This is a genomic window from Pseudomonas sp. GW821-FHT02C04 (assembly GCF_059421845.1).
The window spans coordinates 324384-340574 of sequence record NZ_JBWKVT010000006.1; the positions used below are offsets into that span (position 1 = coordinate 324384).

Sequence of the window (16191 nt, forward strand, 5' to 3'; positions counted from 1 at the left end):
TTTTCGAATCTGAATAATGTAAGAATTATCGTCACCGCAGCACCCAGCAGTAAACCGGGAACAGGATGGGGATCCTGCCCTGGCGAAAATCGCGCCTTGCCCTGTCGGCAAACGCGCCAGACAACAACAAAAACCGAGGTTTTCAATGACAACTGCGTTACAGCAACCATCGCTCTCGAGCCAGTGCCTGGCCGAGTTTCTGGGTACTGCACTTCTGATCTTTTTCGGTACGGGCTGCGTCGCCGCGCTCAAGGTCGCGGGCGCAAGCTTCGGCCTGTGGGAAATCAGCATCATCTGGGGTGTCGGCGTGAGCATGGCGATCTACCTCACCGCCGGGGTGTCCGGTGCGCACCTGAACCCTGCCGTCAGTATCGCCCTGAGCATTTTTGCCGACTTCGAAAAGCGCAAACTGCCGTTCTACATCCTCGCCCAGGTCGCCGGCGCCTTCTGCGGCGCGCTGTTGGTTTACACGCTGTACAGCAACCTGTTCTTCGATTTCGAACAAACTCACCATATGGTTCGTGGCTCGACCGCCAGCCTGGAACTGGCGTCGGTGTTCTCCACCTTCCCGAACCCTTCGCTGTCGACCGCCCAGGCGTTCCTGGTCGAGGTGATCATCACGGCGATCCTGATGGGCGTGATCATGTCCCTGACCGACGACAACAACGGTCTGCCGAAAGGCCCGCTGGCGCCGCTGCTGATCGGCCTGCTGATTGCCGTGATCGGCAGCTCGATGGGCCCGCTGACCGGCTTCGCGATGAACCCGGCCCGTGACTTCGGTCCAAAACTGATGACTTTCTTCGCGGGCTGGGGTGAAATTTCCTTCACCGGCGCCCGTGAAATCCCGTACTTCCTGATTCCGATTTTTGCACCGATTGTCGGTGCCTGCCTCGGCGCTGCCGGGTATCGCGGGCTGATTGCCCGTCACCTGACCGGCGCCACACCTGCTACAAAGGATGCAGAACCGGCCATTGACGGCAAACCAAGAACTTCTTGAAACAGTCGGCGCAGGTTCCTGCCCATTCGAACCTGCGCCACGGCCCACTCTCCCTTATTTCGTCCAAGGCAATCGACATGACCGACATTCAGAATAAGAACTACATCATTGCCCTCGATCAGGGTACGACCAGCTCCCGCGCGATCATTTTCGACCGCGATGCGAACGTGGTCTGCACCGCGCAGCGCGAATTCGCCCAGCATTACCCGCAAGCCGGTTGGGTCGAACATGACCCGATGGAAATCTTCGCCACCCAGAGCGCCGTGATGGTCGAAGCGCTGGCCCAGGCCGGTCTGCATCACGACCAGGTGGCCGCCATCGGCATCACCAACCAGCGTGAAACCACCGTAGTCTGGGACAAGACCACCGGCCGCCCGGTCTACAACGCGATCGTCTGGCAATGCCGCCGCAGCACCGAGATCTGCCAGCAGCTCAAGCGCGACGGCCACGAAGAATATATCCGTGACACCACAGGCCTGGTCACCGACCCGTACTTCTCCGGCACCAAACTGAAGTGGATCCTCGACAACGTCGAAGGCAGCCGTGAGCGCGCGCGCAACGGCGAACTGCTGTTCGGCACCGTCGACAGCTGGCTGATCTGGAAATTCACCGGCGGCAAGGTCCACGTCACCGACTACACCAACGCCTCGCGCACCATGCTCTTCAACATCCACACACTTGAGTGGGACGCGAAGATGCTGGAGATCCTCGACATCCCGCGCGAAATGCTGCCGGAAGTGAAGGCCTCCTCGGAAATCTACGGTCGTACCAAGAGCGGCATCGCCATCGGCGGTATCGCCGGCGACCAGCAAGCTGCACTGTTCGGCCAGATGTGCGTGGAGCCCGGCCAGGCGAAAAACACCTACGGCACCGGTTGCTTCCTGCTGATGAACACCGGCGACAAAGCAGTGAAATCCCAGCACGGCATGCTCACCACCATTGCCTGCGGCCCGCGCGGCGAAGTGGCTTACGCGCTGGAAGGCGCCGTATTCAATGGTGGCTCGACCGTGCAATGGCTGCGTGATGAACTGAAAATCATCAACGACGCCCACGACACCGAATACTTCGCCAATAAAGTGAAGGACAGCAACGGCGTCTACCTGGTGCCGGCATTCACCGGTCTCGGCGCTCCGTACTGGGACCCGTATGCCCGTGGCGCCCTGTTCGGCCTGACTCGCGGCGTGCGTGTGGATCACATCATCCGCGCTGCGCTGGAATCGATCGCCTACCAGACCCGCGACGTACTCGACGCCATGCAACAGGACTCCGGCGAACGCCTAAAGGCCCTGCGCGTGGACGGCGGCGCGGTAGCGAACAACTTCCTCATGCAGTTCCAGGCCGACATCCTCGGCACTCAGGTCGAGCGCCCGCAAATGCGCGAAACCACAGCACTCGGCGCCGCTTACCTGGCCGGTCTGGCGTGCGGTTTCTGGGGCAGCCTGGAAGAACTGCGCGGCAAGGCAGTGATCGAACGCGAGTTCGAACCGAGCCTGGACGAAGCGGCGAAAGAGAAGCTCTATAAAGGCTGGAAAAAAGCCGTCAGCCGTACCCGTGACTGGGAACGCGAGGACGCTGAATAAGCCAGTCTGAGGACTGGTAACGGCATGTAACTGGTCGGGAGCGGATTCCTGCGGCATCATGGGCAAATTTTGCACGGCAGCCCAAAGGAAGCCCCATGAATCTGCCTCCCCGTCAGCAGCAAATCCTCGAGTTGGTCCGCGAACGCGGCTATGTGAGCATCGAGGAAATGGCCACGCTGTTCGTTGTTACCCCGCAAACCATCCGCCGCGACATCAATCAACTGGCGGAAGCCAATCTGCTGCGTCGTTACCACGGCGGCGCCGCGTATGATTCCAGCGTCGAAAACACCGCCTACGCGATGCGCGCCGATCAGATGCGCGATGAAAAACAACGCATCGGTGAAGCCATCGCCGCACAGATTCCCGATCACGCCTCGCTGTTCATCAACATCGGCACGACCACCGAATCCATCGCCCGCGCCCTGCTCAATCACAGTCATCTGAAAATCATCACCAACAACCTGCACGTCGCCTCGATGCTCAGCGCGAAGGATGATTTCGATGTGTTGCTCACCGGCGGCAATGTCCGTCGCGACGGTGGCGTGGTGGGTCAGGCGAGCGTGGACTTCATCAACCAGTTCAAGGTCGACTTTGCGCTGGTGGGCATCAGCGGCATCGACGAAGACGGCAGCCTGCTCGACTTCGATTACCAGGAAGTGCGAGTGTCCCAGGCGATCATCGCCAATGCCCGGCAGGTGATTCTGGCGGCGGACTCCAGCAAGTTCGGCCGTAACGCGATGATCCGCCTCGGCCCGATCAGCCTGATCGATTGCCTGGTCACCGACCAGCAGCCGGTGCCAGCCCTGGCGCAACTGCTGAGCCAGCACAAGATTCGCCTGGAAGTCGTTTAACCCCCCCCTCCTTTTATTTCTCGTTCCCACGCTCCGCGTGGGAATGCAGCCCGGGACGCTCCGCGTCCCCTCCCAAGCGCTGACGCAGAGCGTCAATGTATGCATTCCCACGCAGACGGTTCGACACCTCGACGTGGGAACGATCAATCGCTCGTGTAGGGCGATCCACCCGCGAATGTTCGAATATTTTCCTTTCTCCGCCCTTCGATGAGTTTTTTCAATCGAAGTCGGCTGGCTGTGCACGTCTTTATGGGCTACCATTTTCGCAAATGAACATTCATGTTCGATTTCCAAGACAGAAAATCAAAAGAGCCCGAGGCCAGCCGATGTCCACATCTACCTTGCGTACGCCCCCTATCTCCGAGATCTACGATATCGCCGTCATCGGCGGCGGGATCAATGGCGTGGGGATCGCAGCGGATGCCGCCGGTCGCGGTCTTTCGGTGTTTCTTTGCGAAAAGGACGACCTGGCCAGCCACACCTCGTCGGCCAGCAGCAAGCTGATCCACGGTGGCCTGCGCTACCTCGAACATTACGAATTCCGTCTGGTACGCGAAGCCCTGGCCGAGCGCGAAGTGCTGCTGGCCAAGGCCCCGCACATCGTCAAACCGATGCGTTTCGTGCTGCCGCACCGTCCGCACCTGCGTCCGGCGTGGATGATCCGTGCCGGCCTGTTCCTCTATGACAACCTGGGCAAGCGCGAAAAACTCGCCGGTTCCAAGAGCCTGAAGTTCGGCGCCGACAGCGCGCTGAAAAGCGAAATCACCAAAGGCTTCGAATACTCCGACTGCTGGGTCGATGACGCCCGCCTCGTCGTATTGAACGCCATGGCCGCCCGTGAGAAAGGCGCGCATGTCCACACCCAGACCCGTTGCGTCAGCGCTCGTCGCGCCAAAGGCCTGTGGCACCTGAACCTGGAACGCGCCGATGGCAGCCTGTTCTCGATCACCGCCAAGGCACTGGTGAACGCCGCCGGCCCGTGGGTCGCCAAGTTCATCCGTGACGACCTGAAGATGGAATCGCCGTACGGCATCCGCCTGATCCAGGGCAGCCACGTCATCGTGCCGAAACTGTACGAAGGTGAACACGCGCACATCCTGCAAAACGAAGATCAGCGCATCGTTTTCACCATTCCGTACCTGAACCACTTCACCCTGATCGGCACCACCGACCGCGAATACACCGGCGATCCGGCCAAAGTGGCGATCACCGACGGCGAAACCGATTACCTGCTCAAAGTGGTCAACGCCCACTTCAAGAAGCAAGTCAGCCGGGAAGACATCCTGCACAGCTACTCGGGCGTGCGCCCACTGTGCAACGACGAATCCGACAATCCTTCGGCCGTGACCCGCGACTACACCCTGGCGCTGTCCGGCAGCACCGAAGAAGCGCCACTGCTGTCGGTGTTCGGCGGCAAGCTGACCACCTACCGCAAACTCGCCGAGTCGGCGATGGCGCAACTGATGCCGTTCTTCACCCAGATGCGCCCGAGCTGGACCGCCAGCGCCACCCTGCCGGGCGGCGAAGACATGACCACGCCGCAGGCCCTGAGCGCGCTGATCCGCGACAAGTTCGACTTCGTGCCAAGCGAGATCGCCCGCCGCTGGGCCACCACCTACGGCAGCCGCACCTGGCGCATGCTGGAAGGCGTCGACACCCTCGCCGACATGGGCGAGCACATCGGCGGCGGTCTCTACACCCGTGAAGTCGATTACCTGTGCAGTGAAGAATGGGCCACCACCGCGCATGACATCCTGTGGCGCCGCAGCAAACTGGGGCTGTTCACCACCCCGGCCGAGCAGGAAAAACTCGCGGCGTACCTGAACAAGGTCGAGCAGAACCGCAAGATCGAAGCGGCCTGATCGATCCGCCCGTAAAACGAAAAGCCCCTGAATCGAGAGATCCAGGGGCTTTTTGCATCCCGGCTGAAACACGGGATGACGAATGCCGTTCGGTTTTCCGAACGCGACCTGTCAGTCGATTCGGATAACCGGATCAGAAACGCCGAAAAACACCATCACAAAACCTTAATCATCAAATAAATCAACAAGTTAACTTGTAGCAACTGGTCTGGCACGAGTCATGCTCTACACTCCTTCGACGAATGCCTGTTGCGCCAACACAACAGGAGCGGTCAGGCATTCGAAGCACAAAAGGGCCCGCTCAACCGGCTCCATAAAAAAAACAATGTCGAGGAAAATTTGATGCGCATCGTTCCCCATATCCTGGGCGCAGCCATTGCTGCCGCTCTGATCAGCACACCAGTTTTCGCTGCCGAACTCACCGGCACCCTTAAGAAGATCAAAGAGTCCAACACCATCACCCTGGGGCACCGCGACGCCTCCATTCCGTTTTCCTACATCGCTGACGCCTCCGGCAAACCGGTCGGCTACTCCCACGATATCCAGCTGGCCATCGTCGAAGCGATCAAGAAAGACCTGGACCTGCCAAACCTGCAGGTCAAATACAACCTCGTGACCTCGCAGACCCGTATCCCGCTGGTGCAGAACGGCACCGTGGACGTCGAGTGCGGCTCCACCACCAACAACGTCGAGCGTCAGCAACAGGTCGACTTCTCCGTCGGCATCTTCGAGATCGGTACCCGTCTGCTGTCCAAGGCCGGTTCGCAGTACAAGGATTTCGACGATCTGAAAGGCAAGAACGTCGTGACCACCGCCGGCACCACCTCCGAGCGCATCCTCAAGGCGATGAACGCCGACAAGCAGATGGGCATGAACGTCATCTCCGCCAAAGACCACGGCGAATCCTTCCAGATGCTGGAATCGGGTCGTGCCGTTGCGTTCATGATGGACGACGCGCTGCTGGCAGGCGAAGCCGCCAAGGCCAAGAAAGCCACCGACTGGGCCGTGACCGGCACTCCGCAGTCCTATGAAATCTACGGCTGCATGGTGCGCAAGGGCGACGAGCCGTTCAAAAAGGCTGTGGATGACGCCATCGTCTCCGTCTACAAGTCGGGCGAGATCAACAAGATCTACACCAAGTGGTTCATGTCGCCGATTCCGCCAAAAGGCCTGAATCTGAACTTCCCGATGAGCGACGAGCTCAAGAAGCTGATCGCCGAACCGACCGACAAAGCGGCCGACGACAAGAAAGCCTGATTTCTGACTAACCTTGTTCCCTGAGGAGGCGCCTGCCTTCTCGGGGAATGGTCACTCCCTGCTGGCACTTTTTGGAAACACTCGAACCGGTGGCTGTCGAGCCGATCGTGTGTGCCTGATCCTCAAGATCAGGGCGGGAACGGAGCTTCCCCAGGCGGGCACTTGTACATCGATCGAATCGAGGGGAGACCCTAATGAATTACAACTGGGACTGGGGCGTGTTCTTCAAGTCCACCGGCGTGGGCAGCGAGACCTATCTCGACTGGTTCATCTCCGGTCTGGGCTGGACCATCGCCATCGCCATCGTGGCCTGGATCATCGCCCTGCTGCTGGGCTCGCTGCTGGGCATCATGCGCACCGTGCCGAACCGCATCGTATCGGGCATCGCGACCTGCTACGTCGAACTGTTCCGTAACGTGCCGCTGCTGGTTCAGCTGTTCATCTGGTACTTCCTGGTACCCGACATGCTGCCGCAGAACCTGCAGGACTGGTACAAACAAGACCTGAACCCGACTACCTCGGCCTACCTGAGCGTAGTCGTGTGCCTGGGCTTGTTCACCGCCGCCCGTGTCTGCGAACAGGTTCGCACCGGTATCCAGGCGCTGCCACGTGGCCAGGAATCCGCCGCCCGCGCCATGGGTTTCAAGCTGCCGCAGATCTACTGGAACGTGCTGCTGCCCCAGGCCTACCGGATCATCATTCCGCCGCTCACCTCGGAATTCCTGAACGTGTTCAAGAACTCCTCCGTGGCGTCCCTGATCGGCCTGATGGAACTGCTGGCGCAAACCAAACAGACCGCCGAGTTCTCGGCCAACCTGTTTGAAGCCTTCACCCTGGCGACCCTGATCTATTTCACCCTGAACATGAGCCTGATGCTGCTGATGCGCGCGGTCGAGAAGAAAGTCTCCGTGCCCGGCCTGATCTCCGTGGGGGGTAAATGATGGAATTCGATTTCAGTGGCATCGTCCCGGCCATTCCCGGCCTGTGGAACGGCATGCTGATGACCCTCAAGCTGATGGCGCTGGGCGTGGTCGGCGGGATCATTCTCGGCACCATCCTCGCGCTGTGCCGCCTGTCGCATAACAAACTGCTGTCGAACCTCGCCGGCGCCTACGTCAACTATTTCCGCTCGATCCCGCTGCTGCTGGTCATCACCTGGTTCTACCTGGCGGTGCCGTTCGTGCTGCGCTGGATCACCGGCGAAGACACCCCGATCGGCGCATTCACCTCGTGCATCGTGGCCTTCATGATGTTCGAAGCGGCGTACTTCTGCGAAATCGTCCGTGCCGGCGTGCAGTCGATTCCGAAGGGCCAGATGGGTGCCGCACAGGCGCTGGGCATGAGCTACGGCCAGATGATGCGCCTGATCATCCTGCCCCAGGCGTTCCGCAAGATGACCCCGCTGCTGCTGCAGCAGAGCATCATCCTGTTCCAGGACACCTCGCTGGTTTACACCGTGGGCCTGGTGGACTTCCTCAACGCCTCGCGCGCCGGTGGCGACATCATTGGCCGCTCGAATGAGTTCCTGATCTTCGCAGGTCTCGTGTACTTCACCATCAGCTTTGCCGCCTCGGTGCTGGTCAAGCGTCTGCAAAAAAGGTTCGCCGTATGATCTCTATCAAGAACATCAACAAGTGGTATGGGGACTTCCAGGTGCTGACCGATTGCAGCACCGAGGTCAAAAAGGGTGAAGTGATCGTGGTCTGCGGCCCGTCCGGTTCGGGCAAGTCGACCCTGATCAAGTGCGTCAACGCGCTGGAGCCGTTCCAGAAAGGCGACATCGTGGTCGACGGCACATCGATTGCCGACCCGAAGACCAACCTGCCGAAACTGCGCTCGCGCGTCGGCATGGTGTTCCAGCACTTCGAACTGTTCCCGCACCTGACCATCACCGAAAACCTGACCATCGCGCAGATCAAGGTGCTGGGCCGCAGCAAGGAAGAAGCGACCAAGAAAGGCCTGCAACTGCTGGAGCGCGTTGGCCTGTCGGCTCACGCCCACAAGCACCCGGGCCAACTCTCCGGCGGCCAGCAGCAGCGTGTGGCGATTGCCCGTGCGCTGGCGATGGACCCGATCGTCATGCTGTTCGACGAACCGACCTCGGCGCTGGACCCGGAAATGGTCAACGAAGTGCTCGACGTGATGGTGCAACTGGCCCACGAAGGCATGACCATGATGTGTGTGACCCACGAAATGGGCTTCGCCCGTAAAGTGGCCGACCGGGTGATCTTCATGGATGCCGGCAAGATCATCGAAGACTGCAAGAAAGAAGAGTTCTTCGGCGACATCAGCCAACGCTCCGAACGCGCGCAGCATTTCCTCGAGAAAATCCTGCAGCACTAAAAACCTGCCGGACTCCCCGACAGCAACTGTCGGGGAATCCGGGTGGTTGACCCAAGGCATCTGTGATGAAATGCGACCCCAATCTCTATCGCGCAACCACGCCATCACTTGCCGTGAAACCCCGTCTGATCCGCCATTTGTTCCTGCCGCCGCTGGTCATCATCCTGATGGTCGGGTTGGGTTACGCCGGCTTCTGGATCAGTGAACACTTCGGCATTCGCAGCCTCAGCGAAAACGGCCAACGTCAGCTCGAACTGAACGCCCGTGCCGTCGAAAGCGAAATCAGCAAATACACCTACCTGCCCAGCCTGCTGGAACTCGAATCGAGCGTTTCGCAGTTGCTGGACGACCCGACCCCGGAACACCGGCAAACGGTCAACGATTACCTGGAAGGCCTGAACCGGCGCAGCCGCAGTCGGGCCATCTACGTCATGGACACCACCGGCCGGGTCATGGCCACCAGCAACTGGCGCGACGTCGACAGCTACCTCGGCGAAGACCTGTCGTTCCGCGCCTATTTCCAGCACGCCATCCGCGGCCAGCCCGGACGTTTCTACGGGATCGGCAGCACCAACGGCGAACCCGGCTATTACCTGGCCCACGGCCTGGAAGAACACGGCAAGATCATCGGCGTCGCGGTGGTCAAAGTGCGCCTGGAAGCCATGGAAGAACGCTGGCAACGGGCGCGACTGGAAGCCTTCGTCAGTGACGAGAACGGCATCATCATTCTCTCCAGCGATCCGGCCCGCCGCCTGAAGTCCGTGGTGCCGCTGAGCGACGAGACCAAGGAAAAACTCGCCCGCAGCCTCCAGTACTACTGGTTCCCGCTCAACGAACTGCAACCGCTGGCCCGGGAAACCCTGGCCGAAGGCGTGGAAAAACTCACCTTCCCGGCCAACAGCGAAGTCGATGCCGACGAGGAAAACATCAGTTACCTGGCGCAAACCCGGCCGCTGAGCGACACACCGTGGAATTTCACCCTGCTCACACCGTTGCAGGACCTGCGGCGCGAAGCGATCAATCAGGGGATTCTGGTGGCGGTCGCCTTCGCCCTCGTGGCCTTTCTGCTGATCGCCTGGAACGAGCGCCGCAAGGTCATCGCCACCCGCCTCGCCGCCCGGGAAGCCCTGCAGGAAGCCAACAATCAACTGGAGCGTCGGATTACCGAACGCACCGCTGACCTGCGCGCCAGCAATGACCGGCTCAAGAGTCAGATCCGCGAACGCCGTCAGGCCGAAGAAACCTTGCGCCGTGCCCAGGACGAACTGGTGCAGGCCGGCAAGCTCGCGGCCATCGGCCAGATGTCCACCAGCATCGCCCACGAACTGAACCAGCCATTGGCGGCGATGCGCACCTTGTCCGGCAATACGATTCGCTTTCTGGAACGTGGTCAGCTCGACGTCGCCAGCACCAACCTGAAAACCATCAACGACCTGATCGACCGTATGGGCCGGATCACCGGCAGCCTGCGCTCGTTCGCCCGGCGCGGTGACGACAAGGGCCGGGCCAGCCTCGGCAAAGCCGTGGACGCCGCGCTACAAGTACTCGGTGCCCGGGTCGAAAAGGCCGCCCTGCAGGTGCATCGTCAGTTCATTGATGAGCAAGTGCAGATTGACCAGACACGGCTGGAACAGATTCTGGTCAACCTGATCGGCAACGCCCTCGACGCCATGCAGGCACAACCGTTGCCGGAACTGTGGCTGGAAGGCGAAGAGTTCGACGGCAAATATCGCCTGCGGGTACGCGACAACGGCCACGGCATCGATGCCGAAGCGCGCAAACATCTGTTCGAGCCGTTCTTCACCACCAAACCCGGCGAACAGGGCCTGGGCCTCGGCCTGACCCTCTCCGCCAGCCTGGCCGCCGCCACCGGCGGGCACCTGGGTGTCGAGCACCCGGCCAGCGGTGGTACCACCTTCGTCCTCAGTTTACCGTTGGTAAGCCCTACTCCTGCCGAGCCAATATGAACAACGACCTTAGTGTGCTGATCGTCGAAGACGATCCCCATGTGCTGCTCGGCTGCCAGCAGGCCCTGACCCTGGAAGACATTCCCTGCATCGGCGTCGGCAGTGCCGAAGAAGCGCTGGAGCGGGTCGGCGACAACTTCGCCGGCATCGTCATCAGCGACATCCGCCTGCCCGGCATCGATGGCCTGGAACTGCTGACCCGCCTCAAGGCCCGGGATCGCAGCCTGCCGGTGGTACTGATCACCGGTCACGGCGACATCTCCATGGCCGTCGGCGCGATGCAGAAAGGCGCCTACGACTTCATGGAAAAACCGTTCTCCCCGGAACGGCTGGTGGACGTCGCCCGGCGTGCGCTGGAGCAACGCAGCCTGGCTCGCGAAGTCACGTCCCTGCGTCGGCAACTGGCCGAGCGCGACTCCCTTGAAGGACGGATCATCGGTCGCTCGCCAGCGATGCAGAACCTGCGTGAACTGATCGCCAACGTCGCCGACACCTCGGCCAACGTGTTGATCGAAGGCGAAACCGGCACTGGCAAGGAACTGGTCGCCCGTTGCCTGCACGACTTCAGTCGCCGCCACACCAAACAGTTCGTCGCGCTGAACTGCGGCGGCCTGCCGGAAAACCTCTTCGAAAGCGAAATCTTCGGCCACGAGGCCAACGCCTTCACCGGTGCCGGCAAACGGCGGATCGGCAAGATCGAACACGCCGACGGCGGCACGCTGTTCCTCGACGAAGTGGAAAGCATGCCGCTGCCCTTGCAGATCAAACTGCTGCGGGTGTTGCAGGAACGCACCCTCGAACGCCTCGGCTCGAACCAGAGCGTGGCGGTGGATTGCCGAGTGATCGCGGCCACCAAGTCCGACCTCGACGAATCGAGCAAGGCCGGAGAATTTCGCAGTGACTTGTACTACCGCCTCAACGTCGTGACGCTGGAATTGCCGCCCCTGCGCGAGCGCCGCGAAGACATCCTGCAACTGTTCGAGCACTTCACCCAGCAATCGGCCCTGCGCTTCGACCGCGCCCTCCCGGAGCTGGACAACCAGACCCTGTCGAGCCTGATGAGCCACGACTGGCCGGGCAACGTGCGCGAACTGCGCAACGTCGCCGAACGCTTCGCGCTCGGTTTGCCGGCGTTCAAAAAGTCCGGTGCCGGCAGTGGCGGCCAGGGCCTGGCATTCGCCGAAGCGGTGGAAGCGTTCGAACGCAACCTGCTCAGCGATGCCCTGCAACGCAGCGGCGGCAACCTGACCCAGGCCAGCCTCGAACTGGGCATGGCCAAGACCACGCTGTTCGACAAAGTGAAAAAATACGGCCTGAGCCATTAAGCGAGAACGATGTGGATCTGATTTTCAAGGCAATGATCGGTGCGGCGGTGGTGGTGATCCTCGCCATGCTGGCCAAGACCAAGAACTACTACATCGCCGGCCTGGTGCCGCTGTTTCCGACCTTCGCCCTGATTGCCCATTACATCGTCGGCAAAGGTCGTTCGGTGGAAGACCTGAAGACCACCATCGTGTTCGGCATGTGGTCGATCATTCCGTACTTCGTGTACCTGGCGACGCTGTACGTGATGGTTGACCGGATGCGTCTGGAAGCTTCATTGGCCGTGGCGGCTGTCGCGTGGCTGATGGCGGCGACGGTGCTGGTCAGCGTCTGGGTACGCCTGCACGCCTGACAGCTGCCGTATGGGAGAGGGCCTGGCCCATCCCTTGCATTTACCCCCGAAAGCCCGCCCGGCCGGCGCTCATGTTCGATGAGGCCGGTGTCTGGGAGGGTCTGCCAAGGGTGAATTGCGACCTTGAACATTTTAGATCTCGACCACAGCCTGACCGGTCAGGCGTCCATCGCGCGGCTGCTCGACAGCGGCCGCGCCCAACGCCTGGACCTGCTCGACCTAGGGCCGAAACTGCGGCTCTGGTCCAGCGAACGAACCTTCCGCCGTTTCTCCGAGCGCCTGCGTGAGCGGCCCCGGCACAGCGGCCCGACGCCGGAAATCTTCTTCGTCGGCTCCGGCGACTATCACCATCTGACGCCGGCCTTCCTGACTGACCTGCCCGAGCCGGTAAGCCTGATCCACTTCGACAATCATCCCGACTGGGTTCACTTTGCCCCCCGTCGCCACTGCGGCTCGTGGGTCAATCAGGCGCTGAAACTGCCGAACATCGAACGCATCGTCACCCTCGGCCCATGCAGCGACGATCTGCAAAATCCGCAGATCAAGGGCGGCAATCTCGGTGCCCTCAAACGCGGGGTATTGCAGCTGTTCCCGTGGCAGCACCCGCCGTCGAAAGTCTGGGGCCGGGTCGGCGATGGCGCCGGTCATCAGCAACAGGAGAACCTGCTGCACTGGCACAACCTGGCCGATCAGGACTGGACAGCATTTCTCGACCGGATGATCGCCAGCCTGCCCACCCAGGCGGTGTGGATCACCATCGACAAGGACGTGCTGGCCAGCGAAGACGCCGCGACCAATTGGGATCAGGGCCAGATGCGCCTGAGCCACTTGCTCCAGGCTATCCGCAGCCTGGCCGCCAGCAAGCGCATCATCGGTATCGACATCTGTGGCGAGTTCGCCCGCCCGGCCTTCAGCAACGCGTTCAAACGCTGGGAAGCCAAGTCCGATCAGCCGCCGGCCGAGCGCTGGAGCGAAACCGATTTGCTGCGCAACTCGGCAACCAATCAAGCGTTGATCGAGTTGTTCGAGGAGCTGTTCCCATGACCTTGACCGTGATTTTGCTGGTGGCGTTTTCCATCGTGCTCGACGTGATCGGCCAACTCTGTTTCAAACTCGGCCTGGACCGTTTGCCTGAACTCGAGGGTGGATTTCGGCTGGGTGCATTCTGGGGCCAGGTGTTCAATGCACCGCTGCTGTGGTGCGGGATCGGCGCCTACGTGATCGAGTTTTTCGTCTGGCTCGAAGCGCTGTCCCGGGCGCCGCTGAGCCTGTTGTTTCCCGCCGCCGCGCTGGCGTATTGCGGCGTGGTGCTGGCCGGCAAGCTGTTCCTTGGCGAGACCGTCAGCCGCCGCCGCTGGATGGGCACTCTGGTGATTACGGCGGGCGTGATGCTCGTGTGTGTCGGCCATGCCTGATTCTCAACTGATACTCAAAAGGAATGGCTCGATGGATTGGCTTCACGGCCGCCTCGGCACCGTGGTGCTCTGGGCGTTGCTGATTATTCTGGAAAGTGGCGGGCAGATCGCGACCAAGGTCGGCGGCGATCAACTGGGGCAAATGGACTTCACCCTGCAATGGCTGCTCAACGTCGCCCAGGCACCGGGCGTGCTGTTGGCGATTGCCTGTTACATCGGCGCGTTCTTTGTCTGGATGTTGATTTTGCGGCGCAGCAGCCTGTCACTGGCGTTTCCGCTCAGTTCGCTGGTGTTCGTCGGTGTACTGCTGGGGTCGTGGCTGGGGCTGGGAGAGCAGATCAGTGCGCTGCACTGGGTGGGCGTGGCCGTGATCATGGGCGGCATTGCGCTGCTGGCCGAGGGCGAGGAAAACTGAGGAAATCGACGGTGGGAGCCTGCTGGCTCCCACGTTGTGTACGGTTCAATCCTTGTGATGAGCCACCAGAAATCCGAGGCCATGGGCCACCGGAATATCCTTCACCCCCGCCTCCCGCTGTTGCCCGGCGATCTCCCGGTGAAACGCCTTGACCCGGGTCCAGTGCATTTTCGGCCGATAGTGGTGTTCGGCGTGATAGCCGTTGTTCATCCACAACAGGTTGTAGAGCGGGCTGTAGGCGCTGACGCCCCAGGCGATGGGCGAATCCGGGTTGCCGCCAAAATGCTCGTAGTAGCCGTTGAGCGATGACAGCGCCTGACCCAGATACCAGAACGGCAACAACACCAGCACCGCCCGCCAGTCATAGGCAGCCAGCCCCAGGTAAAACGCCACTGTCACGCCGATCTCCACTTTGACCCAGCGCGCATCGTCGGGACGCTTGCGACGCATCTCGTCGTAGATCGGCTTGGGATCATCGCGAAAGAAACTCAAAAAGGTGTAGGCCCAGGGATTCTCGGGCTGGCCGTCCTTGCCGCGCTGGTAGATCGACAGCGGATCGATGGTCTTGCCATCCGCCCCCGGCCGGTCCGAATTGCCCCGGTGATGGCGGTTGTGGATGTCGCGGTAGAGGGTCTGGGAGAAACCGATGGTCACCGACAGCAGCAGGTCAAAGGCTCGGTTGAGCCACGCCGGCGTGAAGTAGGCGTTGTGGATCTGGTTGTGGGAAATGCTGTTGATGCTCCACGACAGGCTCACCGCATAGCCCAGCGCCAAAGGCAGCAACGCCCACCAGGACAGCGCATGAAAGGCTGTGACCAGCCACACGACAAAAGCGAAATGGGCCAGGCCGAGGGCGATGGGAATCAGGTCCCACAGCGAGTGAGCCAGCAGACGATAAACAGGGCGAGCCATGAAGAACATCCTGAAACAATGGGTTCGACACGGCTGTCTGCAAAGGCCAGACCAGTTCCCGCCTGGCTCACTTGAATTTATAGGCGATCGCCATCTGCACCTCGCCCTGATTGGTATCGCCGACGCTTTTGACAATGCTGCTGTCAGCCGCCGAGTTCGTCAGGTGAATCCAGCTGGCGCTGGCCACCAGCGACCATTGAGGCGCGATAGGGAACTCGAAACTCTGGGTCAGCGCGATGTTCTGCAAGCCGCCGCCGGCGTTGTAGGCGCGGATGCCGGAGGCCTGGGCTTCCTTGTCGCTGACGCCGAAGAACGTGTTGTTTTGCCGGGCATTGGCGAAATGCGCGGTCAGATTGCTGCTGCCGATCACGCCGCCGCCCAGTGGATAGCCGATCTCGCCACCGACCCGACCGAGCACGCCGCCCTGCCCGCCGCCACCGCCGATGGCCTGGCCAACGGACGCGAACACCCGCCAGAAGTCGGCCGGGGCGTACTGCACAAAACCACCTGCCTCGGCCATGTCGGGCACATCGCGCAATCCGCGCAATTCGCCGTTGGAGGTACGGCCCGGCAGGTAATTCACATACGGGCCGGCGCTGAAACCGTTGGCCTTCAAGGCGCTCCAGGTCAGGCCATCGTCGGTGCTGAGGCTGACATCGCCCCAGTCCAGATCGAGATACGGTATCGGCCGGGTTTCATAACGGCTGCCGCTGGGATCATGAGGCTGATAACCCAGGCCCACGCCCGCCTCCCCGGTAATCCCCTGCGCCATTGCGCCTGCTGAAAAAGCGCTCAGCGCCGCCAGTAAAAGCAGTGTCTTCCTCTTCATGAGGCCATTCCTTTAATTGAACATGCGCGCATCAATCCCCGGATGCCGCCCACCGCGCAAGCACTCATGTTGTTTGTAGCAAGCTACA

The 16191-nt window shown here is 61.1% G+C and carries 16 protein-coding genes; 14 read left to right on the forward strand and 2 right to left on the reverse strand.

The window, feature by feature from the left end:
* Positions 1–145 precede the first annotated feature (145 nt).
* The 14 genes from AC07VV_RS22280 (at position 146) to AC07VV_RS22345 (ending at position 14362) form a co-directional block, all read left to right on the forward strand.
* The gene (locus AC07VV_RS22280) at positions 146–997 is read left to right on the forward strand and encodes an MIP/aquaporin family protein (protein WP_495037489.1); all 852 of its coding nucleotides are present in this window, start codon (positions 146–148) and stop codon (positions 995–997) included.
* A 77-nt stretch (positions 998–1074) separates the two neighbouring features.
* Positions 1075–2577: a glycerol kinase GlpK gene (gene glpK, locus AC07VV_RS22285; RefSeq protein ID WP_096818468.1), complete on the forward strand. Its 1503-nt coding sequence runs from the start codon at positions 1075–1077 to the stop codon at positions 2575–2577.
* A gap of 95 nt (positions 2578–2672) precedes the next feature.
* On the forward strand, positions 2673–3428 hold the full coding sequence (locus tag AC07VV_RS22290) for a DeoR/GlpR family transcriptional regulator (RefSeq protein WP_007953179.1): 756 nt from the start codon (positions 2673–2675) through the stop codon (positions 3426–3428).
* Positions 3429–3754: 326 nt separating this feature from the next.
* Positions 3755–5290, forward strand: coding sequence for a glycerol-3-phosphate dehydrogenase (gene glpD / locus AC07VV_RS22295; protein ID WP_495037490.1), 1536 nt, complete (start codon positions 3755–3757; stop codon positions 5288–5290).
* A 342-nt stretch (positions 5291–5632) separates the two neighbouring features.
* The gene (locus tag AC07VV_RS22300) at positions 5633–6547 is read left to right on the forward strand and encodes a glutamate/aspartate ABC transporter substrate-binding protein (RefSeq protein ID WP_192558884.1); all 915 of its coding nucleotides are present in this window, start codon (positions 5633–5635) and stop codon (positions 6545–6547) included.
* A 194-nt stretch (positions 6548–6741) separates the two neighbouring features.
* Complete coding sequence (locus AC07VV_RS22305; protein WP_192558885.1) at positions 6742–7488, forward strand: amino acid ABC transporter permease; 747 nt, start codon at positions 6742–6744, stop codon at positions 7486–7488.
* Positions 7488–8159 carry an amino acid ABC transporter permease gene (locus AC07VV_RS22310; RefSeq protein WP_495037552.1) on the forward strand — a complete coding sequence of 224 codons (672 nt, stop codon included), beginning with the start codon at positions 7488–7490 and terminating at the stop codon, positions 8157–8159. Before AC07VV_RS22305 ends, AC07VV_RS22310 begins: the two co-directional genes overlap by 1 nt.
* A complete protein-coding gene (locus tag AC07VV_RS22315; protein ID WP_007953170.1) occupies positions 8156–8890 on the forward strand; it encodes an amino acid ABC transporter ATP-binding protein in 735 nt (244 codons plus the stop codon). Before AC07VV_RS22310 ends, AC07VV_RS22315 begins: the two co-directional genes overlap by 4 nt.
* A gap of 65 nt (positions 8891–8955) precedes the next feature.
* On the forward strand, positions 8956–10857 hold the full coding sequence (gene aauS, locus AC07VV_RS22320) for a two-component sensor histidine kinase AauS (RefSeq protein ID WP_495037491.1): 1902 nt from the start codon (positions 8956–8958) through the stop codon (positions 10855–10857).
* Positions 10854–12182: a two-component response regulator AauR gene (gene aauR, locus AC07VV_RS22325; protein ID WP_495037492.1), complete on the forward strand. Its 1329-nt coding sequence runs from the start codon at positions 10854–10856 to the stop codon at positions 12180–12182. Before aauS ends, aauR begins: the two co-directional genes overlap by 4 nt.
* A 20-nt stretch (positions 12183–12202) precedes the next feature.
* On the forward strand, positions 12203–12532 hold the full coding sequence (locus AC07VV_RS22330; protein WP_273539863.1) for a GlpM family protein: 330 nt from the start codon (positions 12203–12205) through the stop codon (positions 12530–12532).
* Positions 12533–12655: 123 nt separating this feature from the next.
* Positions 12656–13576: an arginase family protein gene (locus tag AC07VV_RS22335; RefSeq protein ID WP_495037493.1), complete on the forward strand. Its 921-nt coding sequence runs from the start codon at positions 12656–12658 to the stop codon at positions 13574–13576.
* Complete coding sequence (locus AC07VV_RS22340) at positions 13573–13947, forward strand: DMT family transporter (protein ID WP_085730163.1); 375 nt, start codon at positions 13573–13575, stop codon at positions 13945–13947. The genes AC07VV_RS22335 and AC07VV_RS22340 overlap by 4 nt, the downstream gene beginning before the upstream one ends.
* 31 nt (positions 13948–13978) lie before the next feature.
* Complete coding sequence (locus AC07VV_RS22345; RefSeq protein WP_495037494.1) at positions 13979–14362, forward strand: DMT family transporter; 384 nt, start codon at positions 13979–13981, stop codon at positions 14360–14362.
* 45 nt (positions 14363–14407) lie between these two features.
* Here the strand turns inward: AC07VV_RS22345 and AC07VV_RS22350 are convergent, their stop codons facing one another.
* Positions 14408–15274 carry a fatty acid desaturase family protein gene (locus tag AC07VV_RS22350; RefSeq protein ID WP_096818489.1) on the reverse strand — a complete coding sequence of 289 codons (867 nt, stop codon included), beginning with the start codon at positions 15272–15274 and terminating at the stop codon, positions 14408–14410.
* Between the two features lie 67 nt (positions 15275–15341).
* Positions 15342–16103, reverse strand: a complete 762-nt coding sequence (locus tag AC07VV_RS22355) for a MipA/OmpV family protein (RefSeq protein ID WP_495037495.1) — start codon at positions 16101–16103, stop codon at positions 15342–15344.
* Positions 16104–16191: the final 88 nt, after the last annotated feature.

Coding starts and splice junctions, on each gene's coding strand:
- AC07VV_RS22305 (WP_192558885.1), top strand. CDS start 6,742: ATGAATTACAACTGGGACTGGGGCGTGTTCTTCAAGTCCACCGGCGTG.
- AC07VV_RS22340 (WP_085730163.1), top strand. CDS start 13,573: ATGACCTTGACCGTGATTTTGCTGGTGGCGTTTTCCATCGTGCTCGAC.
- AC07VV_RS22300 (WP_192558884.1), top strand. CDS start 5,633: ATGCGCATCGTTCCCCATATCCTGGGCGCAGCCATTGCTGCCGCTCTG.
- glpK (WP_096818468.1), top strand. CDS start 1,075: ATGACCGACATTCAGAATAAGAACTACATCATTGCCCTCGATCAGGGT.
- AC07VV_RS22350 (WP_096818489.1), bottom strand. CDS start 15,274: ATGGCTCGCCCTGTTTATCGTCTGCTGGCTCACTCGCTGTGGGACCTG.
- glpD (WP_495037490.1), top strand. CDS start 3,755: ATGTCCACATCTACCTTGCGTACGCCCCCTATCTCCGAGATCTACGAT.
- AC07VV_RS22345 (WP_495037494.1), top strand. CDS start 13,979: ATGGATTGGCTTCACGGCCGCCTCGGCACCGTGGTGCTCTGGGCGTTG.
- AC07VV_RS22315 (WP_007953170.1), top strand. CDS start 8,156: ATGATCTCTATCAAGAACATCAACAAGTGGTATGGGGACTTCCAGGTG.
- aauR (WP_495037492.1), top strand. CDS start 10,854: ATGAACAACGACCTTAGTGTGCTGATCGTCGAAGACGATCCCCATGTG.
- AC07VV_RS22290 (WP_007953179.1), top strand. CDS start 2,673: ATGAATCTGCCTCCCCGTCAGCAGCAAATCCTCGAGTTGGTCCGCGAA.
- AC07VV_RS22355 (WP_495037495.1), bottom strand. CDS start 16,103: ATGAAGAGGAAGACACTGCTTTTACTGGCGGCGCTGAGCGCTTTTTCA.
- aauS (WP_495037491.1), top strand. CDS start 8,956: ATGAAATGCGACCCCAATCTCTATCGCGCAACCACGCCATCACTTGCC.
- AC07VV_RS22310 (WP_495037552.1), top strand. CDS start 7,488: ATGGAATTCGATTTCAGTGGCATCGTCCCGGCCATTCCCGGCCTGTGG.
- AC07VV_RS22280 (WP_495037489.1), top strand. CDS start 146: ATGACAACTGCGTTACAGCAACCATCGCTCTCGAGCCAGTGCCTGGCC.